Source organism: uncultured Eudoraea sp. (genome assembly GCF_947258925.1).
In the GTDB taxonomy this organism is placed as follows: domain Bacteria; phylum Bacteroidota; class Bacteroidia; order Flavobacteriales; family Flavobacteriaceae; genus Eudoraea.
In genome coordinates this window covers 20,212-43,968 of sequence record NZ_CAMYKG010000001.1, presented here as the reverse complement: position 1 = coordinate 43,968, position 23,757 = coordinate 20,212, and the positions used below count along the sequence as shown (strand labels likewise).

Annotated in this window: 25 protein-coding genes; 17 read left to right on the top strand and 8 right to left on the bottom strand. The window is 36.8% G+C overall.

Annotated features, from left to right (window positions below; translation table 11 throughout):
* Positions 1-56 precede the first annotated feature (56 nt).
* Together atpD and Q0X77_RS00240 are read left to right on the top strand one after the other, a co-directional pair.
* Positions 57-1,565, top strand: coding sequence for a F0F1 ATP synthase subunit beta (gene atpD / locus Q0X77_RS00245; protein WP_297791658.1), 1,509 nt, complete (start codon positions 57-59; stop codon positions 1,563-1,565).
* Positions 1,566-1,576: 11 nt separating this feature from the next.
* Positions 1,577-1,855 carry a hypothetical protein gene (locus Q0X77_RS00240; RefSeq protein ID WP_297791656.1) on the top strand — a complete coding sequence of 93 codons (279 nt, stop codon included), beginning with the start codon at positions 1,577-1,579 and terminating at the stop codon, positions 1,853-1,855.
* A 49-nt stretch (positions 1,856-1,904) separates the two neighbouring features.
* Here the strand turns inward: Q0X77_RS00240 and Q0X77_RS00235 are convergent, their stop codons facing one another.
* Entirely contained in the window at positions 1,905-2,438 is a 534-nt protein-coding gene (locus Q0X77_RS00235; protein ID WP_297791654.1) for a GNAT family N-acetyltransferase, read from the bottom strand.
* A gap of 60 nt (positions 2,439-2,498) precedes the next feature.
* Between Q0X77_RS00235 and Q0X77_RS00230 the strand changes: the two genes are divergently transcribed.
* The 4 genes from Q0X77_RS00230 (at position 2,499) to bioA (ending at position 6,102) form a co-directional block, all read left to right on the top strand.
* Complete coding sequence (locus tag Q0X77_RS00230) at positions 2,499-3,677, top strand: aminotransferase class I/II-fold pyridoxal phosphate-dependent enzyme (protein ID WP_297791652.1); 1,179 nt, start codon at positions 2,499-2,501, stop codon at positions 3,675-3,677.
* Positions 3,667-4,047, top strand: coding sequence for a DUF2007 domain-containing protein (locus Q0X77_RS00225; protein ID WP_297791650.1), 381 nt, complete (start codon positions 3,667-3,669; stop codon positions 4,045-4,047). Before Q0X77_RS00230 ends, Q0X77_RS00225 begins: the two co-directional genes overlap by 11 nt.
* A 6-nt stretch (positions 4,048-4,053) precedes the next feature.
* A complete protein-coding gene (gene bioD, locus Q0X77_RS00220; protein WP_297791648.1) occupies positions 4,054-4,671 on the top strand; it encodes a dethiobiotin synthase in 618 nt (205 codons plus the stop codon).
* A gap of 159 nt (positions 4,672-4,830) precedes the next feature.
* Positions 4,831-6,102: an adenosylmethionine--8-amino-7-oxononanoate transaminase gene (gene bioA, locus Q0X77_RS00215; protein WP_297791646.1), complete on the top strand. Its 1,272-nt coding sequence runs from the start codon at positions 4,831-4,833 to the stop codon at positions 6,100-6,102.
* Positions 6,103-6,117: 15 nt separating this feature from the next.
* Here bioA and Q0X77_RS00210 read toward each other — a convergent pair whose 3' ends face one another.
* Positions 6,118-6,546 carry a cytochrome c oxidase assembly factor Coa1 family protein gene (locus tag Q0X77_RS00210; RefSeq protein WP_297791644.1) on the bottom strand — a complete coding sequence of 143 codons (429 nt, stop codon included), beginning with the start codon at positions 6,544-6,546 and terminating at the stop codon, positions 6,118-6,120.
* A gap of 66 nt (positions 6,547-6,612) precedes the next feature.
* On the opposite strand from Q0X77_RS00210, the gene Q0X77_RS00205 reads away from it, so the two are divergent.
* The 4 genes from Q0X77_RS00205 (at position 6,613) to Q0X77_RS00190 (ending at position 11,148) form a co-directional block, all read left to right on the top strand.
* Positions 6,613-7,776 (top strand): beta-ketoacyl synthase N-terminal-like domain-containing protein, encoded by a 1,164-nt coding sequence (locus tag Q0X77_RS00205; RefSeq protein WP_297791642.1) that lies wholly within the window; start codon positions 6,613-6,615, stop codon positions 7,774-7,776.
* 86 nt (positions 7,777-7,862) lie between these two features.
* A complete protein-coding gene (gene bioB / locus Q0X77_RS00200; protein WP_297791640.1) occupies positions 7,863-8,963 on the top strand; it encodes a biotin synthase BioB in 1,101 nt (366 codons plus the stop codon).
* 64 nt (positions 8,964-9,027) lie between these two features.
* On the top strand, positions 9,028-9,885 hold the full coding sequence (locus Q0X77_RS00195; RefSeq protein WP_297791638.1) for a cupin-like domain-containing protein: 858 nt from the start codon (positions 9,028-9,030) through the stop codon (positions 9,883-9,885).
* Positions 9,886-9,981: 96 nt separating this feature from the next.
* Positions 9,982-11,148, top strand: a complete 1,167-nt coding sequence (locus tag Q0X77_RS00190; RefSeq protein ID WP_297791636.1) for a hypothetical protein — start codon at positions 9,982-9,984, stop codon at positions 11,146-11,148.
* Between the two features lie 14 nt (positions 11,149-11,162).
* Here Q0X77_RS00190 and Q0X77_RS00185 read toward each other — a convergent pair whose 3' ends face one another.
* From Q0X77_RS00185 to Q0X77_RS00170, 4 genes are all read right to left on the bottom strand, one after another.
* Positions 11,163-11,822, bottom strand: coding sequence for a sterol desaturase family protein (locus Q0X77_RS00185; protein WP_297791634.1), 660 nt, complete (start codon positions 11,820-11,822; stop codon positions 11,163-11,165).
* A gap of 89 nt (positions 11,823-11,911) precedes the next feature.
* Positions 11,912-12,388 (bottom strand): regulatory protein RecX, encoded by a 477-nt coding sequence (locus Q0X77_RS00180; RefSeq protein WP_297791632.1) that lies wholly within the window; start codon positions 12,386-12,388, stop codon positions 11,912-11,914.
* Between the two features lie 352 nt (positions 12,389-12,740).
* Complete coding sequence (locus Q0X77_RS00175) at positions 12,741-14,288, bottom strand: ribonuclease E/G (RefSeq protein ID WP_297791630.1); 1,548 nt, start codon at positions 14,286-14,288, stop codon at positions 12,741-12,743.
* Positions 14,289-14,544: 256 nt separating this feature from the next.
* The gene (locus Q0X77_RS00170) at positions 14,545-14,835 is read right to left on the bottom strand and encodes an HU family DNA-binding protein (RefSeq protein ID WP_297705515.1); all 291 of its coding nucleotides are present in this window, start codon (positions 14,833-14,835) and stop codon (positions 14,545-14,547) included.
* Positions 14,836-14,961: 126 nt separating this feature from the next.
* Between Q0X77_RS00170 and mutY the strand changes: the two genes are divergently transcribed.
* Genes mutY through Q0X77_RS00145 form a run of 5 tightly spaced genes read left to right on the top strand, consistent with a single transcriptional unit; the run spans position 14,962 to position 19,366 of the window.
* Entirely contained in the window at positions 14,962-16,017 is a 1,056-nt protein-coding gene (gene mutY / locus Q0X77_RS00165) for an A/G-specific adenine glycosylase (protein WP_297791628.1), read from the top strand.
* A gap of 6 nt (positions 16,018-16,023) precedes the next feature.
* On the top strand, positions 16,024-16,491 hold the full coding sequence (ssb, locus tag Q0X77_RS00160) for a single-stranded DNA-binding protein (RefSeq protein WP_297791626.1): 468 nt from the start codon (positions 16,024-16,026) through the stop codon (positions 16,489-16,491).
* A gap of 24 nt (positions 16,492-16,515) precedes the next feature.
* On the top strand, positions 16,516-17,844 hold the full coding sequence (locus tag Q0X77_RS00155) for a gliding motility-associated protein GldE (RefSeq protein WP_297791624.1): 1,329 nt from the start codon (positions 16,516-16,518) through the stop codon (positions 17,842-17,844).
* Positions 17,834-18,391 carry a gliding motility lipoprotein GldD gene (gldD, locus tag Q0X77_RS00150; protein ID WP_297791622.1) on the top strand — a complete coding sequence of 186 codons (558 nt, stop codon included), beginning with the start codon at positions 17,834-17,836 and terminating at the stop codon, positions 18,389-18,391. Before Q0X77_RS00155 ends, gldD begins: the two co-directional genes overlap by 11 nt.
* Positions 18,392-18,430: 39 nt before the next feature.
* Positions 18,431-19,366 carry a pyridoxal-phosphate dependent enzyme gene (locus tag Q0X77_RS00145; RefSeq protein ID WP_297791620.1) on the top strand — a complete coding sequence of 312 codons (936 nt, stop codon included), beginning with the start codon at positions 18,431-18,433 and terminating at the stop codon, positions 19,364-19,366.
* A 4-nt stretch (positions 19,367-19,370) separates the two neighbouring features.
* On the opposite strand, the gene Q0X77_RS00140 is transcribed toward Q0X77_RS00145, so the two are convergent.
* Complete coding sequence (locus tag Q0X77_RS00140) at positions 19,371-19,790, bottom strand: hypothetical protein (protein ID WP_297791618.1); 420 nt, start codon at positions 19,788-19,790, stop codon at positions 19,371-19,373.
* An 87-nt stretch (positions 19,791-19,877) separates the two neighbouring features.
* Here Q0X77_RS00140 and Q0X77_RS00135 point away from each other — a divergent pair, with 87 nt between their 5' ends.
* Both Q0X77_RS00135 and Q0X77_RS00130 read left to right on the top strand, forming a co-directional pair.
* Entirely contained in the window at positions 19,878-20,759 is an 882-nt protein-coding gene (locus Q0X77_RS00135; RefSeq protein ID WP_297791616.1) for a DMT family transporter, read from the top strand.
* 77 nt (positions 20,760-20,836) lie between these two features.
* Complete coding sequence (locus Q0X77_RS00130) at positions 20,837-21,589, top strand: head GIN domain-containing protein (protein ID WP_297791614.1); 753 nt, start codon at positions 20,837-20,839, stop codon at positions 21,587-21,589.
* Between the two features lie 86 nt (positions 21,590-21,675).
* On the opposite strand, the gene Q0X77_RS00125 is transcribed toward Q0X77_RS00130, so the two are convergent.
* Positions 21,676-23,754: a pitrilysin family protein gene (locus Q0X77_RS00125; protein WP_297791612.1), complete on the bottom strand. Its 2,079-nt coding sequence runs from the start codon at positions 23,752-23,754 to the stop codon at positions 21,676-21,678.
* Between the last annotated feature and the right edge of the window lie 3 nt (positions 23,755-23,757).

Genomic DNA, 23,757 nt, shown 5'->3' with positions numbered 1-23,757 from the left:
CTTCATCTTACGTTGTTTTTAAATTGGTATAAATTTTAAATATAAATACTTGAATAATGGCTAAAGTTACAGGTAAAGTATCCCAGATTATTGGACCGGTTATTGACGTAGAGTTTCCATCCGGGACAGACCTACCAAGAATATATGATTCATTGGAAATCACCAGAAGTGATGGTACTCTTCTTGTTTTAGAAGTTCAAGCTCATATTGGAGAAAATACGGTTAAGTCTGTTGCTATGGATTCCACTGATGGTTTAAGCAGGGGAACTGAAGTAAAAGCGACGGGTAATGCCATTCAAATGCCGGTTGGAGAAGATATTTACGGAAGACTGTTCAATGTTATTGGAGATGCTATTGATGGAATGGGAGATTTGCCAAAAACTGGCAAAAATGGACTTCCAATACACAGGGAAGCGCCTAAATTTGAAGATTTATCTACTTCTACAGAAGTCTTATTTACCGGAATTAAAGTCATAGATCTTATTGAACCTTATGCCAAAGGAGGTAAAATCGGATTATTTGGTGGCGCCGGTGTTGGTAAAACAGTACTTATTCAGGAATTAATTAATAATATAGCCAAGGGTCACGGTGGACTTTCGGTATTTGCAGGAGTTGGAGAGCGTACCAGGGAAGGAAATGATTTGTTGCGTGAGATGTTGGAGTCCGGGATTATAAAATATGGGGATGATTTTTTGCATTCCATGGAAGAAGGTGGATGGGACTTATCCAAAGTTGATAAAAAAGCGATGAAAGAATCCAAAGCAACATTTGTTTTTGGACAGATGAATGAACCTCCTGGAGCTCGTGCCAGGGTTGCGCTATCAGGACTTACAATTGCGGAATATTTCCGGGATGGTGCCGGAGACGGTCAAGGTAAAGATGTATTATTTTTCGTAGATAATATTTTCCGGTTTACCCAAGCTGGTTCTGAAGTATCGGCACTTTTAGGCAGGATGCCCTCTGCTGTAGGTTATCAACCTACTCTGGCCACTGAAATGGGTACCATGCAGGAACGAATTACTTCTACAAAAAGAGGTTCCATTACTTCAGTACAAGCGGTATACGTACCGGCGGATGATTTAACAGACCCTGCGCCTGCGACTACATTTGCCCATTTGGATGCAACTACGGTATTATCCAGAAAGATTGCAGAACTTGGTATTTATCCGGCAGTGGATCCTTTAGATTCTACTTCCAGAATTCTTACACCCGAGATCCTTGGAAATGATCATTACGGCTGTGCACAAAGAGTTAAAGAGCTATTACAACACTATAAGGAATTACAAGATATTATTGCTATTCTGGGGATGGAAGAACTCTCCGAAGAAGATAAATTGGCGGTAGGAAGGGCCAGACGTGTGCAACGATTTTTGTCACAACCTTTCCATGTGGCAGAACAGTTTACCGGAATACCTGGTGTGCTGGTAGATATCAAGGAGACTATAAAAGGATTTAATATGATCATGGATGGAGAATTAGATCATTTGCCTGAGGCTGCTTTTAATCTTAAAGGAACTATTGAAGAGGCAATTGAAGCTGGAGAAAAAATGCTTGCTGAAGTTTAATATATAGTATTATGTATCTAGAAATTGTATCCCCTGAAGCTGTTTTATTTGCTGGAGAAGTGGTTTCCGTGACTGTGCCCGGAGTTAATGGAGAATTTCAGATGTTAACAGACCATGCTCCAATTGTTTCAATTCTTCAGGAAGGTGAAGTAAAGATTCAGGGTGATATCCAGATTGAGGAAGAACACGAAGATAGATTCACCAAAGATTCGAATGGAAAAACCATACTCCCTATCAATGGCGGGACAATAGAACTTAATGATAATAAACTGATTGTTCTTGCTGATTAAGGAATTTAATATTGAATTAAAGCCATACGAATTCATTTGTATGGCTTTTTTATTTCATAGCTATTAAATGCCATTTCCTCCCGGAAGCGTTATAAATTTTGAGTTCTTGAAAACCAACAGCCAGGTGCGCGATGAGTGAACGCGTATTCGAAGCATCTACTTCCGTAACAATGTTCGTATTAATTGAACCGACCGTTTCTTGCATTTTTTTGTAAAGTTTCCTGAAAATCCCGGCTTTTCGATATGCTTTATGAATGCAAACCTGTCCCATTATTATGAATGATTCATCCTGTGGTAGAATAGTATTGATTTCATTAATCATAGGTTTTAAAATCGCAATTTCATCACCAAATTTAGGATGCATACACAATGCGTAGCCAACAAGCTTATTACCATCTTTTGCAATAATATGAGGGCATACGTTATTCATTCGAACTAATAAATCCAGGGTGTGCGTTACGGTTAAAAAGCCTTCCTTCTCTTTTTCTATTTGAGACAGGGCATTGGGAAGGTTTTGTTTCTGTAAAGACAGAATTTGTTCTAAATCAGATCGATTTTGTGCACGGCTAATTTCAATTGCCATTGAATGGAGTTTCTGGAATTCAATATACTATTTAAAAATTGGATATGCTACATTTGCAATATGCGTAATTTGCCCGAAAAGTTGCAAAAAAAGTTAATAGAGCGTAGGAGAATTAATGCGCTTAGATCACTGCCTGAAGTTAATGGCGGAACTGACTTTGCATCTAATGACTATTTGGGAATTGGACATAGCCGTACTGTTTTCGATAATGCCATTCGCATTTTATCTGAAAAAGAAATAAGTATTAATGGTGCTTCCGGCTCAAGATTACTTACAGGGAACAGTTCTTTATATAATGAGGTAGAAGAACTTATTAGAAAATTTCATAAAGTTGATTCTGCTTTGGTATTTAATTCTGGATATGATGCAAATATTGGCCTGTTTTCTTCAGTGCCTCAAAGAGATGATATAATCTTATACGATGAGTATATTCATGCAAGTATCAGGGATGGGATTGCCATGAGTAAAGCCAGAAACTTTAAATACAGGCATAATGATCTTGATGACTTACTGTCCAGAATAAAGCGGGTCCGGCAAACGGGAGATATTGGTACCACAGAACAAATATATATTGCAACCGAATCTGTATTTTCAATGGATGGAGATGCACCAGACCTGAAGGCAATGGCTTCAATATGTCAGGAATTCAATTTGAATCTAATTGTCGATGAAGCCCATGCTATAGGATTGTTTGGCAAAAATGGTCTGGGTAATGTACAGGAACAGGACTTAGAGGAGAATATTTTTGCCAGAACCATAACTTTTGGTAAGGCTCTGGGTTGTCATGGGGCAGCCATACTAGGCGGTTCAGACCTAAAGAAATATTTGATAAACTATGCAAGAAGTTTTATCTATACCACCGGAATGTCCCCCCACAACTTAGCAACAATTATGGCTGCTTATCAATTTATGACTGGCTCTGATGGTAACAGGGAAAGAAAAATTCTTCATAAAAATATAGAATATTTCAATCACGAGAAGGAACGTTTAGGGATTTCATCTTTTTTCATTCCGAGTATCTCAGCTATTCATTCCTGTATTATTGGTGATAATAATCAGGTAATTCAGGTAGCAGAAAATATTCAAAAAAGTACATTTGACGTTAGACCTATCCTTTCCCCAACGGTACAAAAGGGAAAAGAACGTCTGAGGTTTTGTTTACATAGTTATAATTCGAAGGAAGACATCACCAATGTCTTACAACTATTACAAATAGCGATAAAAAAACATGAAAAATGAATTCTTTACTCTGGGCGCATTTGAGTATGCTGCAGATGTCCAAATAATTAAAGGAAAACTTGAATCTGAAGGTATTCCGGTTTTTCTAAAGGATGAGAATACTGTAAATACAGATCCTTTAATAAGTCAGGCCATTGGTGGGGTGAAGTTACAGGTCTACTCAAAAGATAAAGAGAGGGCATTGAGTGTATACAATGAAATAAGAAATTATGCAGTAGACGATAAGGGAAACTTAATAACCTGTCCAAATTGTAAGGCACAAAGATCTGAAGTCTACTACAGACGAAAAGGTTTGATCCATAAATTGTTTCCATTTTTGGAAAAGAAAAAATACAGATGTCTCAAATGTAACATGATTACCCAACCGTAGAAAAGAATGAAACGAATTTTCATCACAGGAATATCCACAGATGTAGGTAAAACCATTGCTGCGGCAATTGTAACGGAGTCTTTGAAAGCGGATTACTGGAAACCCGTTCAAGCAGGTGATTTGGAAAATTCTGACAGTAGGAAACTCTCTGAACTAATCTCTAATGAAAAGACTAAAATTCATAAGAGCAATTACGAATTAAAAACAGCGATGAGTCCTCACGCAGCTGCAGAAATTGATAATCTTGTGATTGACATTAATCAAATAGAAGAACCTAAAACAACAAATCATCTCATAATTGAAGGAGCAGGGGGCTTAATGGTTCCTCTAAATGAAAAGGATACTATTCTGGATATCATCAAACCTTCCTATCAGGTAATTGTTGTTTCAAGGCATTATTTGGGAAGTATTAACCATTCATTGTTAACCATTGAAAGCCTTCAAAATAAGGGATTTGATGTTGCTGTAATCTTCAGCGGAGACGAACACCCAACTACCGAAGGCATTATAACCCGAAAGTCCGGGGTAAAAGTATTAGGCAGAATTGATGAAGAGACTTCTTTTAACAAAACCGTAATACAACATTATGCTGACAAATTTCATGATGCGCTTATGGCCTTCTAATGAACATGAAAGCAACTCATAGATTGCAACAGAAATTATAACCGTTGCAGCTCAATGGGAATGATGGTCATGACAAATAGAAGTAATAACTTTGTGTGCAAAGGTATTTACCATATCGCTGTTAATTTGGACTTAATCAATTCATTTATTACTTAAAAATTGAAAAATTTAACTGAAAGGGATAAGAAATATTTGTGGCACCCACTTACCCAACATAAACGGAACTCCGATATGCTGGGTATTGTTAAGGCCAAGGGTGCAATCCTGTATGATGAATTGGGTAATTCATACATCGATGGGATAGCCTCCTGGTATACTTCAATGTATGGACATTGTAATGAATTTATCCTGGGAAGGGTGCAGCAACAAATGGAAATATTAGATCAGGTGGTTTTCAGCGGCTTTACTCATGAACCGGCTATCAAGCTTTCAGAAGAGCTGATAAAAATATTACCGTCTAATCAAATGAAACTATTTTTTTCTGATAATGGTTCCACAGCTACAGAGGTAGGTATTAAAATGGCCTTACAATATCATTTTAATAAAGGCAAAAGAAGACGTGTACTTCTCGCATTCGAAGAAGGCTTTCATGGAGATACTTTTGGTGCCATGTCTGTTTCGGGACTCTCGGTTTATAATGGTCCTTTTGAAGATTTTTCTATTGAAGTAGAACGAATTCCCGTACCTGATGAAGAGAATATCCAGAATATTTTGCAACAGCTTACTACAAGATTAGCTTCGAATGATATAGCGGCTTTTATCTATGAACCATTAGTACAGGGTGCAGCCGGAATGAAAATGCATGATAAGAATGGATTGAATATGATACTGGATCTGCTTCATAAAAATGAAGTATTGTTAATAGCAGATGAGGTCATGACGGGGTTTGGAAAGACTGGAAAATATTTTGCTTCAGATCATATCCCGGTGAAACCCGATATCATTTGCCTTTCAAAAGCACTTACTGCCGGTTTGCTGCCAATGGCTATAACATCTGCTACACAAAAGGTGTTTGATGCGTTCTATAGTAATGATATTTCCAAAGGTCTTTTCCATGGTCATACCTATACGGCAAATCCATTGGCCTGTACCGCTGCACTGGCAGGTTTGGAACTACTCCGGTCTAACGAAATTCAAAATAATATCCGTAAAATAATAGATTCACACAGGTCCTTTGGTTTAAGAATTAAGGATCACCCTAAGGTGAAAGCAATTCGTCAATGTGGGATCATCTTTGCACTTGACTTAAAAATCTCTATGGATCGTTATGGTAGTTTGCGAGACCAACTATTTAACTTTTTCATGAAACATGGCGTATTCCTTCGGCCATTGGGCAACACAATATATATTTTGGCTCCTTACACAATTACCGATGCTCAACTAACAAAGGTTTATGATATCATTGAACGTGCCTTGGAAACAATTGAATAGGACCGGGTTTATTATTTATTCCCAATCATCTTCTGGAAAATTTACCTCGGTGTTGTCCTGGACAACCACTCTAATTTCATGATAAATCCATTTGTCATCTTTAGCAGATGCTTTAATAAATAAAATTCCATTTTCTTTAGGGCCAGTAATAGGCACTTTGATATCGACACTTTTCGCGTCATTTTTCCAATTAAAATCACCCTGAACCATGCCATTCTTTTCAATAGGAGTTCCCATCAGTTCTACAATTTCGGGATCTGAATTAATTTTTTGAAGACCGTGTTCTATTGGAACAGAATCATCCATCATTGAAGTAACACCAAAGAATATGGAAGAAACAGAGATAATTACAATAATTAATACCGTTAAGCAGCCACCAAGCGGTAAAGCCCAGGACCAATTTCGTTTCCACCAACTGGGTTCAGGTATTAGTTCATTGTTCATTGTTTTTAATATTGTTTTTACACATTGAAGGTAAGAACTTTTATTTTTACTTTAAATAGTGATGCTTTGGCAGAAAACATTTGTATTGAATCAATCGCTTCTATTTCTCCTTTGGGGATAACCAAGGAGGATATTTGCTCCAATTATCAAAAAACTACTCATCTTTTAAAAGAAGTGAGTTTTGGAGACACCAAGGCGTGGGTTTCTTCTCTATCTGAATCTGCCAAATTGGAAGTGAATACTATTAGAAATAGCAATTCCAGATATCAAAATCTTGACGACAGCGTCCTTTACGGAATTTATGCAGCCAGGAAGGCAGTTGAACATGCCGGTTGGGGAGAAAAGGAAAATTTCGGAATAAATATGGGTTCTTCCCGAGGAGCCACCGGGTTATTTGAAAAGTACCACAGTGATTTTTTAAATAATAATACTGCTGCGGTTTTAACTTCACCGACGACTACTTTGGGAAATATATCTTCCTGGATCGCTGATGATCTTAAGTCCAAGGGACCCACTATTTCGCACTCTATTACCTGTTCAACAGCGCTGCATGCTTTATTAAATGGTATGGCATGGATAAAAAGCGGAATGACCGATAAATTCCTTATTGGAGGTAGCGAAGCCCCATTGACTCCTTTTACGATTGCTCAGATGAAAGCTTTAAAGATATATGCTTCCAAAAGTAATAGTGCATATCCCTGTAGAGCTCTTGATCTCGAAAAGCAAGAAAACTCCATGGTACTCGGTGAAGGTGCTGGAGCTGCTTGTTTGACAAAAGGAATTACTGAAGATTCCCTTGCTATACTGGAGGGCGTGGGATTTGCGACGGAGCCTTTGAAACATAATATTTCGCTATCAGCGAATGCACAGTGTTTACAGGAATCAATGCTTATGGCTTTAAAAAACTTAGCTCCCGGGGAAGTAGATGTAATTGTCATGCATGCGCCCGGTACCGTAAAAGGAGATGTAGCAGAGTATACCGCAATTGAAACAATCTTTGGTAATTCCATGCCAGCCCTCACTACAAATAAGTGGAAGGTTGGTCATACATTTGGTGCCTCCGGAATTCTAAGTCTTGAAATGGCAATTTTAATGCTGAAGAAACAAAACTTTTTGGGCACTCCATTTAAAGAATACGATTCTCCTGCACAAATAAATAGGGTATTAATTAATGCTGTAGGATTTGGTGGGAATGCGGTGAGTGTTTTATTGAAAACACCTAAAACCTAATAGTTGGGATCACTACAATTAAGATTGATTTTATGGATATTTTAGGGATTAAAGATTATTTTTGAGTTCAATTAACAATTTTTCATATGGATGTAGTGCGTCATAATTGGACAAAAGATGAAATACTGAATATATATAATAAGCCCTTCATGGAATTATTATACGAAGCTGCAACAGTACATCGTAAATTTCATGATCCAAATACGGTACAAGTATCTACCTTGCTCTCTATAAAGACAGGTGGGTGTCCTGAAGATTGTGGATATTGTCCCCAGGCTGCTCGCTATCATACAGACATTGAGGGAAACGACTTGATGACTGTCCAACAGGTTAAGGCACAATCATTGCGTGCTAAGGCGTCCGGAAGTTCACGCGTTTGCATGGGAGCGGCATGGAGAAATGTAAAAGATGGTGAAGAATTTGATCAGGTTTTAGAGATGGTTAGAACAATCAACAAACTCGATATGGAAGTTTGTTGCACATTGGGAATGCTCACAGAAAATCAGGCACGGCGGCTGGCAGAAGCTGGTCTTTACGCATATAATCATAATCTGGATACTTCTGAAGATTACTATAAAGATGTTATTTCTACCAGAGCCTTTGATGATAGATTAAAAACCATTGAGAATGTCAGGAAAAGCAATGTAACGGTATGCAGTGGTGGAATTATTGGGATGGGTGAGAAATTAGAAGATAGAGCAGGGATGTTAGTAGCTTTATCTACTTTGAACCCTCAGCCTGAATCGGTTCCAATTAATGCTCTTGTTGCAGTTGAAGGCACGCCTTTGCAGGACATTGAACCCATACCAATTTGGGATATGATAAGGATGGTTGCTACAACGCGAATAGTAATGCCTAAAACCCAGGTAAGACTTTCTGCAGGTAGAACAGAAATGACCAGGGAAGGTCAGGCCATGTGCTTTTTTGCCGGTGCGAATTCTATTTTTGCCGGAGATAAATTATTGACTACTCCAAACCCTGATGTTAATGAAGACCTTGAAATGTTTGATCAATTAGGACTTACTCCGCAAAAACCTTTTGTAAAGGCTCCGCAACCCAGCACTGTGGAGGCCAATGAATCTCTTTTACAACCCATTGGTGAAAAACCAAAATGGTCAAGACCTGAACATAAGATAGAGCGCAACGAACATGCTAGGGCCAAATCCGGGAGAGAGAAGCTTTCATAGCGGGTTTAGCAGCAGTAATGCTTTCTATTATGTTTTAATACAGAATTTTTAATCCTTTTAGAAATTGCAATTAAAAGATATACCAAGAGTAAAAACCATTAGCAGAGAGGACTTTATAACAAACTATTACAGGCCTCAAATGCCGGTTGTTATTGAAAAGTTTATCACGGATTGGCCTGCCTATACCAAATGGAATTTCGATTATATAAATGAGGTGGCAGGAGATATAACGGTACCACTATATGATGACAGGCCTGTAGATTATAAAGAAGGGTTTAATGAACCCCATGCCAAAATGAAGATGGGAGCCTATATAGATCTTCTGAAGCGGGAGCCCACGAAATACAGAATATTTTTATGGAATTTAATAAAGGAAGTTCCGCAACTACAAAATGATTTTACATATCCAAAACTTGGCCCAAAATTACTGAAAGGTCTTCCTATGTTATTTTTTGGCGGAATTAATTCCTATACCTTCATGCACTATGATATTGATCTGGCCAATATCTTCCATTTCCATTTTGAAGGCAAAAAGGAATGTGTCCTTTTCTCTCAAACTCAGAATAAATTTCTCTATAAAATACCTTATTCTCTAATTACACACGAGAGTATAGATTTTTCTAATCCGGATTTTGAAGAATGGCCCGCTTTACAATTGGCAAAGGGGTACAAAACGCATTTAAACCATGGAGAAACGCTTTATATACCTGAAGGTTACTGGCACTACATGAAATATATTAGCCCTGGTTTTTCTATGAGTCTGCGCGGGCTCGCCCGTAACCCCAAAAATCTCGCAACGGCAGTTTACAATGTCTTTATTATGAGGCACTTTGATAACCTTATGCGCAGGATCAAAGGACAGAAATGGATTGACTGGAAAAATGAAGAATCCATAAAAAGAACTAATAGAATGATTAGATAATTCTTTACTTGATAGGTTTTCCCAACAAAAACTTATCCTCACTTTATATTTTCTTTTCATTTATGATTATGTTTACATTTCTTTTAATTGTATTTAATGCATCTGCTCGAAGTAAAGTCCACCCGCGATTGTAAAAGATTCGTCAAGTTCCCTATTGATCTTTACAAAAATCAAAAACAATATATAAGGCCTCTTGATAAGGACATTGCAGATATTTTTGATCCTGCAGTTAATAAAAACTTTGAACAGGGTGACTGTATAAGATGGCTTTTATTAAACGATGACAAGGTTATAGGACGAATTGCAGCTTTTAATTTAAGAAAAACCTCATCCAAGGGAGAAACAAAATCTTATGGCGGGGTGGGTTTTTTTGAATGTGTTAATGATCAAAATGCTGCCAATGAATTATTTGATATTAGTAAAAAATGGTTAGCAGATCAGGGCCTGGAGTTTATGGATGGGCCGATAAATTTTGGAGCAAGAGATAAATGGTGGGGCCTATTAACCAAAGGATATGATTTAGAACCCAACTATCAATGCAATTACAATTTTCCGTATTACAAAGAGTTATTTGAAAACTATGGTTTTCAAATATATTTTGAGCATTATACTTTTCTAAAACTAATACGGGAAGATGTACACCCTCGGTTAGAACGAAAAGCCAATATAGTTAATAGTAACCCTGATTATACGTTTGATCATTTCAAAATGGAAAAATTTGAAGAGCAAACCAATAGTATAATTGAAATGTATAACAAAGCCTGGGTTAATCACGAAGGGGTTTCTCAGATATCACAGGAGCAGGGGCATTTACTTATGAAGAAGTTAAAGCCCATAATTGATGAGAAAATAATTTGGTTTGCATATTATAAAGGTGAACCCGTAGCCTTTTACATTAATATTCCTGAAGTAAATCAGTGGTTCAAACATGTAAATGGGAAGTTAAATCTAGTAGGGAAACTAAAATTTGTTTGGCATAAATGGCGGAAAACAAATAAGAAAATGCTGGGATTTGTATTCGGCGTTATACCGGCACATCAGGGCAAGGGTCTGGACGGTGGAATAATTCATGCCTTTCACAATATGGCCAAAAGTCTATCTAACCAATATGAGGTAATTGAAATTAATGGGATAGGCGATTTTAATAGAAAAATGATTATTGTGGTAAAGCAGGTTGGTGGCGAAATATGCAAAGTGCATACCACCTATAGGTACTTATTTGATCGCACTAAACCTTTTGAAAGAATGAAGGCAATAAAATAGAAATGCCTGCTACTTTAAGCTAATTTTTCCTTTTTTACTCTTTCCTTAGCCGGAGGCATGGTTCCGAAGACCTTATCCCAAAAAGTATTAGATACTCCGAAAGCCTTATCGGGATATCTGTAATGATGCAGACTATGATGCTGCCATAAGTTCTTAAATCTCTTGGGAGGGCGCATAATATGTGTCGCCCTATGCACAAAGGAATACATCAGATAGCCTGAAAAGAATCCGGGAAAGAACCCAAAGGACAAATCAGATATCCCCATTAGCCAGAAAATACCATAAAAAAGAGCAAAAAGTACACTTGCCATAATTAAGCCCGGAACGGGAGGCATTAGTAAGCGTTCTTCATCCCTTGGATAATGATGGTGTGAACCGTGCATAACAAAATGAAATCGCTGAGACCATTTTGCTTCAGTAACCCAGTGAAATACAAATCGGTGTAGCATATATTCGGCAAAAGTCCAAAAGAAAACCCCGCCAATAAAGAGCACTATGATTTGCGGAATGGACAGACCTATTTTAATATAAGCAAAGGAAATCATCGCTATAATAGTTATGCCATAGACAATAATATTTTGAACAGGATTCGTTTTTGTAAGGCTCTCCAAAAATGGGTTTTTGAAGATTTGTGCTTTACCATGATGAAACTCTGTGGTCACTTTTGGCTTCATTTTTTTATATTTTAGTTTGCAAAGTTACGAAATACCATATTAATTACAAGTTAATTACATTATGAAGAATAAAAATTGGATTCAAAACTCTAATTTATAAGGTCAGAAATTTTCTGGTATATCAAATGTTTTTCCCAACCTCTGTATAACAGATAATCAGCCAACTTTTTTTTCTTCTTTTGTATATTCCTTTCTTTAATTTGAGATAATCGTTTTTTTGCTATCAGATCCAATTTTTGAAGATAATCCTTTTCTGGAATTTCTTCCAATGCCAGTTTAATGTTGTATTTTGAAATATTTCGTCGTAGGAGTTCTGCGACAATTCTACCTTTCCCCCAATTTTTAACATTAAATTTTCCACGAGCATAACTTCTGGAAAACCTTTCCTCGTTTAAAAAATCATGCTGTATTAAATGTGCGGTAATATGATCTACTGCTTCAGGAATCATTCGCATCGTTCGTAATTTATTTACCACTTCTAAATGGCACCGTTCCTGATAAGCACAATATCTTTCCAGCTTCTTTGTGGCCTCAGGGACAGTATACGATTTTGGGGAATAGGTCATTCAGATTTATAGCTTTAGTGGTAAAAGGAATTCAAAACATATGGGGAATTTAAATTGTCGCTTTTGCCGGTAATAGAAGAACTTTCTTTGATTATTTCAACAAAATCCGTGGCAATGGGGGTAGAAGTACAAGCAGAAATTGAAAATAAGAAACTTAAGAAAACATGTGAAACTCCAGTCATTTTGAACGTATAGATTAGACGTTTAAAGCAAAAATAGAAATTACAATCCAAGTATAATAGAAACAGATTTACAAAACCTTTTTGGATAATTAAAGGTTTTGTTCGATCTGCCTTTTCTATTTGATTTTGGCACAAAAAAAAGCGACTTCTAATTAGAAGTCGCTTTTTTATTATTTAATGGTTTCACCATCTTTAGTCATAAAATGGTATTCAAGATATGTATAAACATCTCTTGGTTGAATTTTTATCCATTTTTTATGTTCCATAAACCATTTGGAACGGTGTGAGGGGAATCCTTTGGTCAAATATGCAGCAATAAAAGGATGAGTATTCAGTACAATCCCCTTATCTCTTGAGGGTCCTTTCATTATTCTTTCAAGATCTACATTAATTTTATCTATTAAGACAATTGGAGCTTCAACCTCCTGGCTTTTGCCACTTGGATCAACTTCGGTTGTTTTAATATTTACTTCTGGACGTACCCTTTGCCGCGTAATTTGTATAAGACCAAACTTGCTGGGAGGCAAAATTTTATGTTTGGCTCTGTCTTCTTTCATCTCATCTCTAAGATGGTCAAAAAGTTTTCTTCTGTGATCGGCTTTTACCATGTCTATGAAATCAACAACTATGATGCCACCCATGTCACGCAAGCGCAATTGTCTTGCAATCTCTGATGCGGCTAAGAGGTTAACCTCCAAAGCGGTATCTTCTTGATTTTTTGCTTTGTTGGATCGATTACCACTATTCACGTCTATTACGTGAAGAGCTTCGGTATGTTCAATCACTAAATAGGCTCCTTTGCTCATGGACGCGGTGCGTCCGAAGGAAGTCTTAATTTGCCTTTCTATCCCAAATTTCTCAAAAATGGGCACAGGAGAATTATACAACTTAACTATGGATTCTTTTTTTGGTGCTATTTCCAGCACATAATCTTTAATCTGGTCATAAAGCGTTTCATCGTCAACGTAGATACCGCTGAACGAATCATTAAAAACATCTCTCAAAATTGACGAAGCTCTATTTAGCTCAATCAATACTTTTGAAGGTGTTGGCGCTTTATACAATTTCTTACACATTGCTGTCCACTTGTTCAGCAAGTTATGAAGATCTCTGTCTAATTCTGCTACTTTTTTGCCTTCTGCAACTGTTCTGATAATTACCCCAAACCCTTTGGGTTTAATGCTTTTTACTAGCCTTTTAAGCCTGTCTTTCTCTTTACTGCTTCCTATTTTTTGTGATACGGAAACACGATTTGAAAAAGGAACCATAACCAAATAACGTCCGGCTATAGAAAGTTCGGAACTAATTCGGGGTCCTTTAGTAGAAATGGGTTCTTTAACAATTTGCACTAAAAGTGACTGATTAGCTTTGATTACATTATTAATGCTTCCATGCTTATCAATATCTTTTTCAAATGGAAAATTTTTCAGGGAATAATCTCTCAATTTCCCGGTACTCACTAACTTAATAAATTTCAACATACTGGATAATTGCGGTCCAAGGTCATGATAATGTAAGAAAGCATCTTTTTCATAACCTACATTCACAAATGCAGCATTGAGACCAGTAACTGGTTTTCGGACTTTGGCAATTAAAATATCGCCAACATTGAAATTATTATCGTCTTCATCTTTATGAAGTTCTATGAGTTTTCCATCATTTAATAAGGCAAAATCAACGGTATTAGAATTGGATCTTACGATTAATTCTCTATTCACCTGATTTAAATTTTATTCGTAAACTATAAACTAGTACGAATTGATTAAACAATAGTCGTAACAGGTTGTATAAACCCGTTGAAATTCTTTTTTTGAATTTCTATGTCAATGAACGTATAAAATGAAAAAGTAGTTTTATAACTACTTTTTCTTGTGGCGGTTAGCTCTCCGTCTTTTTTTCCTTTTGTGGGTAGCTACCTTGTGTCTTTTTCTTTTTTTACCACTCGGCATGAAATTATACTTTTTATTGCTGTTATTATTTTATTTGTACGTTGCTCTTTACTCCTTCAACAAAAACCTTCGCAGGTTTAAACGCAGGAATATTATGAGCCGGTATTTTGATAGTGGTATTTTTAGAAATATTTCTACCAGTTTTTTCCGCTCTAGTTTTGATAATAAAACTGCCAAATCCTCGGAGATACACGTTATCTCCATTTTCTAAAGAAGATTTAACTTCTTCCATAAAACTCTCAACAGTTGCTTGCACGTCGCCTTTTTCTATACCTAGTTTTTCTGAGATTCTCGATACAATATCCGCTTTCGTCATTTTAATATTTTAAATTTCTGTAAGTTTTTCAAGCTTGCAAATATATAAATTAAATTCATTCTTTCTGCTTAATAAACTAATTTTAAGTATATAAACTCTTACTTTTGCTCCTTAGTATTTTTAGTGATGTCGTTTTCAAAAAAAATTCTTCATTGGTATTCTGAAAACAAAAGGTCACTCCCCTGGCGTGAGACTACTGATCCATATAAAATATGGCTTTCCGAAATTATATTACAACAAACCAGGGTAGCGCAGGGGACACCGTACTACCTCAAATTTGTAGAAGAGTTTCCTACAGTTTATGATCTGGCCGATGCTGAGGAAGAAACGGTACTAAAACTGTGGCAGGGTCTCGGATATTATTCCCGAGCAAGGAATTTGCATTTTACAGCAAAAACAATTGTAGAGGAATACGATGGTTACTTTCCCGATACCTACGAGGAATTGATAAAATTAAAAGGTGTGGGAGACTATACTGCAAGCGCTATCGCATCTATAAGTTACCAAAAGCCTGAACCTGTGGTAGATGGAAATGTTTATAGGGTTTTATCGAGGTATTTTGGGATAGATATTCCAATAAATGGTTCTGAAGGAATATCATATTTCAAAAAACTGGCGCGTAAAGTTTTGAACTCAGAGCAAATAAGGGATTACAATCAGGGGATTATGGAATTCGGGGCCATTCAATGTGCGCCTAAAAAGCCACTTTGTTTATCCTGTCCATTGAATCAAACCTGTGTGGCACTTCAAACAAATAGTGTAGACAAATACCCTGTGAAACTTAAAAAGACTAAAATAAGGAAACGTTTTTTCAATTACCTCGTGGTAGTTGATAAAGAAGGGAATTTAAGTCTCACAAAAAGGTCCGCAAAAGATATTTGGCAGCATTTGTATGAATTCCCTTTATTGGAAACGTCCAATGAAGTTGGTATAACAGAGATTAAGCAGCAGATACCTGGTATTCTTACACTAGAGGAACCTCACCATATATATGAGTCTTCTGACAAAATGGTGGTACATAAATTATCACATCAACACCTGTACACAAAATTCTGGATTGTTAAAACATCTAATCGTTTAAAAAGTGGGATGTCACCTGCAGACCTAGAAAAATATCCTGTACCTGTTTTAATTGCAGAATTCATAAAAACACTCAAAAATTCGTACTTTTGGGATAATTAAAATATTATGAGCGGAACATTGAATAAAGTTATGCTGATTGGGCATCTGGGAGACGAAGTAAAAATGCATTATTTTGAAGGCGGCAACTGTATAGGAAGATTTCCGATCGCCACAAATGAAACGTACACAAACAAACAAACAGGCGAAAAAGTCACAAATACGGAATGGCATAATATTGTCGTTCGTAATAAAGCAGCAGAAATTTGTGAAAAATACCTTAGCAAAGGAGATAAAATATATGTGGAAGGAAGGTTAAAAACCAGACAATGGCAGGGTGAGGATGGCAATACACGATATACTACAGAAATAAATGTTCAGGATTTTACTTTTCTATCTACTAAGAAAGAAAGTATGGCTAACGCAGCAACCGATATTCCAAAGAACCAACCAAATTCCGGAACAATACAACAGAATAGTGCCCGGGAAGTGCATGCTGTAAAAGATCAAGAACAGGACGACGATTTACCGTTCTAATCAAATAAAAGTAAATTTTGACTATTGGACCCTGACCCCCTTGGTTTATTTTTGAATTTTGTAATGATCGACAGCACTTTTGTATTAAAGGTTGTAATCCTGATTCTACTTTTATTTTCGTCGGCGCTTATCTCAGGTGCCGAAGTAGCTTTTTTTGGGCTTTCTCAAACAGATTTAAATGAAATAGAAGAAAAGAAGACTTCCAAAGGAAGAATTGTGGTTAAGTTGTTAGAGTATCCTAAAAAACTATTGGCAACAATACTTATTGCTAATAATGCCATTAATATTGGTATTGTTCTCTTGTTCAATTCTATTGGGGATGTTATATTTTCGGAAATAAACTACCAACTCTTCGGTCTGGTATCAGTGCGTTTTTTGTTGGAAGTTTTAGTCGCTACCTTCCTGATATTGATGTTTGGTGAAATACTGCCTAAGATCTATGCGAATAGGAATAAAATCCAATTTTCGCTTTTTATGGCTTATCCTCTTAAAATTCTTGATTTCCTTTTAACACCACTTAGTTCGCCAATGCGTTCTGCAACTCTTTTTATGTATAACAGATTGGGGAAACAGAAATCCAACTTAAGCGTAGATCATTTATCTCAGGCTCTGGAACTTACCTCTGAAGGCGATACTTCTAAGGAAGAACAAAAAATTTTAGAAGGGATTGTTACTTTTGGAAATACAGATACAAAACAGGTAATGAGACCACGCATAGATATCTTCGCTCTTAGTGAAGACATGAAATTCACAGAGGTATTGGAAGAAATAAAGAATCAGGGGTATTCCAGAATTCCTGTGTTCTCAGAAAATATGGATAATGTATTGGGAGTGCTTTATGTGAAGGATTTACTTCCTTATATTGACAGGAAGAGTTTTAATTGGTTAACGTTAATACGGGAACCATACTTTGTGCCTGAAAATAAAAAACTCGATGATCTATTATTAGAATTTCAGGATAAAAAAAATCACTTGGCTGTAGTTGTTGATGAGTATGGTGGCACTTCCGGAATTGTGACTCTGGAGGATGTGATTGAGGAAATAGTAGGTGATATCTCTGACGAATTTGATGACGAAGACCTTGTATTTTCAAAACTTGATGACTATAATTATGTCTTTGAGGGAAAAACAACCTTAAAAGACTTTTACAGGGTAGTTAAGATTGAAAATGAGGAAGATTTTGAGTTACAAAAAGGAGAATCTGAAACAATTGCAGGATTTGTACTTGAAATCGCAGGCAGTTTCCCTAAACGGGGAGAAAAAGTGACTTTTCAAGAATATCAATTTGTGGTAGAAAGCCTGGATAAGAAGCGTTTAAAACAAATTAAAGTATCCTTGCCTCATGAATCGTAAGTTATATCTACTATTTTTGGTTTTTGCTGTAATTACAGTGTCATGCAAGGAGGATTACATTCCGAAGCCGAAAGCTATGCTTCGTTTAGAATACCCCTCGTCGCAGGCCGATACACTTGTTACGGAAAAATTTCAATTTGAATATAACAAAATGGCGAAAATTACGAAGAACAGAAACTTCGCGGTAACGCTGGATTATCCTGTGATGAAAGGTTCCATATTTTTAACTTATAAAAAGGTGGACAACAACCTTGAAGAGTTGCTTACTGATGCACAAAAATTGTCTTATGAGCACGTAGTTAAGGCAGATAACATTATGGAGCAGCCGTTTATTAATGAAAAAGACCTTGTATATGGGATGTTTTATGAGGTATTGGGTAATGCAGCTTCACAGGCCCAATTTTATGTAACCGATAGTACAAACCATTTTGTAACAGGATCTCTTTACTTCCGGGCAAAGCCCAACTATGATTCCATTTATCCTGCTGCGGTATATCTGCAAAAGGACATTAGGAGAATTATGGAAACATTGCGGTGGAAGAATTAGAAATGCCCGAAGTTTTTCTAGTTAAAAGAATTCTAAGTCATGTATAAACAACAACTTCTCGACTGCCACAACAGGATAAAACCCTATATCCACAGGACTCCCGTATTAAAGTCCCGATTGTTAGATGACATTGCAGGCGCTCAATTGTTTTTTAAATGTGAGAATTTTCAACGAATGGGAGCCTATAAAATGAGAGGTGCAACTAATGCCATATTGTTATTATCCGAAAAAGAAAGGACAAAGGGTGTAGTGACTCATTCATCCGGGAATTTCGCTCAGGCACTTTCTCTTGCAGCTCAGAGTCTTGAGGTAAAAGCCTATATAGTTATGCCCTCAAATGCCCCAAAAGTTAAGAAAGTTGCAGTGGGCCAATACGGGGGAAATATTATAGAATGCGCCCCTACCATTGAAGCACGAATTACAACAGCCAGTAAAATTGCCTATGAAACAGGAGCAACTTTTATCCACCCTTCAAATGATATGAATGTGATAATTGGACAAGGTACGGCAGCCCTGGAATTGTTGAAAGATTACCCCAAACTAGATTATATTTTCGCCCCTGTAGGAGGTGGAGGATTAATTGCAGGTACAGCGCTGGCCGCAAATTATTTTGGAAATAATTGTAAGGTGGTTGGCGGAGAACCTTTTGAAGCAGACGATGCCTACCGTTCCTTTCATAGCGGTAAAATTGAATCGAATGATACTACCAACACGATTGCAGATGGTTTAAAAACAGTCTTAGGGGACCAAACCTTTCCAATAATCCTTGAACATGTTCATGATATTATACGTGTCACTGAAGACGAGATAGTCAGTGCAATGCGCCTAATTTGGGAAAGGTTAAAAATTATTGTAGAACCTTCAAGCGCTGTTGCCCTGGCAGCTTTGATTCGGGAAAAGGATCGATTTCACAAGAAACAGATCGGAATAATTATTTCAGGAGGAAATGTAGATTTGAATAATTTACCCTTTTAAACAATTATTCCAGTAATTTTTCTGCATTTTCAATACTGCTATTGATTTGTATTTTCAGAGCTTTAACTTTCTCTTCTTCCTCATTCAACCATTCTTGTTTTTGTTCTGTTAGTGCAGCCCCATTCAAAATTTCATCGGAAGTGAAGCGATCCCCAAAACCTTTCATCCAATCCATCATGGATTTATGAGCAGCCTGCAAATCTTTCATGGCATTACCATAGGACATTCCCGCTTCTGTGGAATCTACTTTTGGTTTAAGTTCTGCTACAAGCTTACTTATGGTGCCCATCTTTGGCATAACTTCATCATGGATGGCCATAACTTCTTTCATTTGTGTAAGGGATTCAGATTTCTTTTCTTTTTCTTTACACGATATAAAGATCACTAAAATTAAAGTGGCAAAAGAAGCAAATTTTATTCTCATAATGATGGAATTTTGATGAGATAAAATTAAGAAAAACTGAGGCTTTTTCTATTAAAAAGCAAGCCTTTTTCCGAATAGAAAGTTGTAATGAGCGACTTAAACAGAAAATGGGTATACCTTATAATTCTTTCCATTATCTGGGGAACGTCTTATATACTTATAAAAAAGAGTTTACTGGGATTCACTCCGGTTCAATTAGGAGTACTCCGCATCATAATAGCGGCTATCCTTTTATTGATATTGGGAGTAAAAACACTTCGGGGTATAACGAAACAAGAATGGAAATGGGTTGCTATATCCGGGCTAGTAGGTAGTTTTATTCCTGTTTTTCTCTTTGCTTTTGCCCAGACTCAAATAGATAGTAGCATAGCTTCTATACTTAATTCGCTAGTACCTCTGTTTACCATCATTGTAGGTTACTTTTTTTTTAGGATTACCTTTAATCGCAATCAATTTATAGGTGTAATTGTAGGTTTGCTCGGGGCTATTTTACTCATTTATATTGGCGCAGAGATCAACCCTGAGCAAAATTATTGGTATGCCGGTTTGGTTATCATGGCAACCATCTGTTACGCTTTTAATGCAAATATTATAAAAAGTAAATTATACGACGTAACCCCTTTAGGTATTGCAGTGGGCAATTTTACAATTATGTTAATACCGGCATTGATAATAGTGCCTTTCTCCGGTGTATTCGAGGACAAAGTGCTGGAAGGAGAGTATTTCTTAAGCTCACTTGGATATATAATTATCCTATGTGTGCTGGGAACATGTATTGCCAAGGTAATGTTTAATAGATTAATTCAAATCTCGTCCCCGGTATTTTCAGTTTCGGTTACTTATTTAATACCCCTGGTTGGAATATTCTGGGGAGTTCTAGATGGGGAAAATTTTATATTACCCCAGTTCCTTGCCGCTTGTATCATAATATTAGGGGTATACTTAATAAACAAACAAAAAATAAAATAATATCTGATTTTGTGTAACATTTGCATCAGAGGCGACTCTTTGAAGTAAATGAAGATTAACTATATAAATTTCTAAACATGAATGTAGCAGTAAAATCTGGGATAGTAATTGCATTTTTATTTGCGGGATTACCAATGTTGTTTGCTCAATCTGCAACTATTGCCGTTGAACCATTTTCAAAAGTCATTATCAGTCCACATATTGAAGTGAATTTGATGGAAGGAGATAGGGAAACTGTTGTTCTTGAGAACGTGGAGGTGCCAAGAGAGAAAATAAATATCGAGGTGGTTAAAGGGACCTTGCGTATATATTTGGATGATGCAAAGATGTATACCAAAAGTAAAAAAGTAAAAGGTGAAGATTATTCAGGAAGAAAAGATATTTACGACGGTACTATGGTAACTGCAAACATCACCTATAAAATGTTAAAGAAGCTATCTGTCAGGGGGGAAGAAACCATCAAATGTGAAAGTCCTATAGATCAAAACGAATTGGAATTAACAATCTACGGGGAATCAGAAGTTTATATGGATAAACTATCATTGCAACACCTTTCCGTGGCCATTTATGGCGAAAGTTATCTCGAAGTTAAAAGCGGTACAGTCAATCATCAAAAATATAACGCATATGGTGAAAGCGAGGTAAACACGCTGAAAATGGAGAATTCATCCACAAAAATCACTGCTTATGGCGAAAGTGAATTTAGGGTAAATGTATCAGACAAACTGAAAGTAACTTGTTATGGGGAAGCAGATATAGAGTACCAGGGAAATGCCAATGTAGATAAAGGGGTTGTTATTGGTGAAGCGTCTATTCGCAAAACCGGATAATACCTTTCCTTTGGTTAAATAGTATCGAAAAAGAAGACCCGCTTTTCAGAGCGGGTCTTCTTTTATTAGGATATTTTTAGCAGGGCTTATTCAAAATCTGCCTCATTAACCTCTACATTTATAACAGCCTCCAGCAACTTGGTCTCAATCATCTGAGGCCCCATGGAACCAACCTTAACAGAAGGGAATTTAATTCCATCTACCTCCTGATACTCTTTATAATTCACCTCCTGGTTCTGGGTTTGACCATTCATTGTGATTACCGTTGATTCTTTAACTTTTAATCCTGATTCCACGTCGTAAAAATATGTCGCCTGAACAGTTGATCCGGGGACTTCAATTTTATAAGCATCTTTGCCATCAACTTCTTCAGTTCCCAATAGTTTTGCATTAGAATTTAAAGCAATTCCCTGTTCGGGAAAAATTCCCATTGTGGACTTCATATCCTGTTGCATTTCCGGGGGCAGAGGGACCTTATTGCCACCTTGCTTCATAAATAACTCATCTCCTTTTGCAATAAGCCCCATCATAGGAGCATCATTCATAAAAGTAGTTTGCACATATTTATCTGCAGTTCTTTTTTCCTCGGTTTTAATGGTTGATCCCATAGCAGAACCTTCGTAAACCAGTTTTAAAGATTGAATTTTATCCACAGCAGCTTTACCTCCTATAGCCTCAAAATACGAGTCTAAGACGCTTTTTACATTAACACCTTCAGGTAAGGCAATTTCGTAATTTGGTTTTTCTACTGAGTTTGCGTACTTATCGTAATAACTTATGGGTAAAGTTCTACCATTAAACGCAACTTTTTCCAGATTTTCCAAAACTTCACTTCCTTTTCCGGCTACTACTATTCTGGCGTTATTAATATGGAAATATTTCTGGGCAGCTTGCTGTACATCTTCAACCGTAATTGTATTTATCCGTTCCAAATAGGTCTTATAGAAGTCTTTCGGCAGGCCTTCGGTTTCAATATTCAGGGCATATCTCGCAATAGTAGAAGGCTGCTCTAAAGCCAATACAAAATTTCCAATATATTTAGCTTTTGTATTTTTTAACTCTATTTCTGAGACTGGTTCTTTTGTGATGCGGTCTACTTCTTTTAATATTTCTACCACCGCACTATCCGTTACTATGTTTCTTACGCTGGCAGTAGCTCTAAATCTTGATGGAGCATATTTATCATTACCTATCCTAGAATAAGATCCATAGGTATACCCTTTGTCTTCCCTTAAATTAAGAAAAAGTCGGGCTTCACCGCCTCCGCCTAAAATGCGATTGGTTACAAGAGCAGCAAGATAATCCGGGTCTTTCATCTTAAGATTTACAAGATTTTGCACAGCTACCTCAGATTGAACCGCATTAGGAACATCTACAAAGTTGATCTGAGTATATTGTGCATCCACGGGTTCTGAATACCCCAAAGAAGGTGGTGCCGCCTTAATCCAATCATCAAAGCTATTAGTAACCAATTCTTTAACGTCATCAAATTTCACGTCTCCAATAACAACCAGGTAAGCATTTGCAGGAACAAATAATTCCCTGTAAAACCTTTCCACATCTGCCAGGGTAACATTGTTTACCGTTTCCTCTGTTGCGAATTCTCCGTAAGGATGATTAGTGCCGTAGGCTAAAGCACTCCTAACTCTGTTGGCGATAGCAGACACATCCTTTTCCTCCGTTTTTAACCCGGTAATAAATTTAGCCTTCTCTTTATCGAATTCTTCCTGTGTAAAGTTTGGATTAATTGCGGCATCTGCCATAAGCTCCAAAATCCTGGGGAAATATTTAGATAAAGAGGATGCGAATGCACTTTGATATCCAAAGTTGATGCGCGCACCAAGAAAATCGACCTCTTCAATAAAATCATCTTTCGAAATTGATTTCGAGCCATTTCCCAATAAACTCCCTGTAAGAACTGAAACACCAGCCTTATCACCTTCAGCAACCGGTGGATTGTCTATTGTGAGTTGTATGGAAACCCTGGGTAATTTATGATTTTCTACAACTAAAACCTTTAGACCATTAATGAGTTCAAAACGTTGAGGGTCTTTTAGATTGATTTCCGGCGAGGGTCCTGGTTTAGGCATTACACTCCTATCTATCTGGGCAGAAAGTGCAATGGTTGAGAGTATTAGAACAAGTGTAAAATATAGTTTTTTCATAGT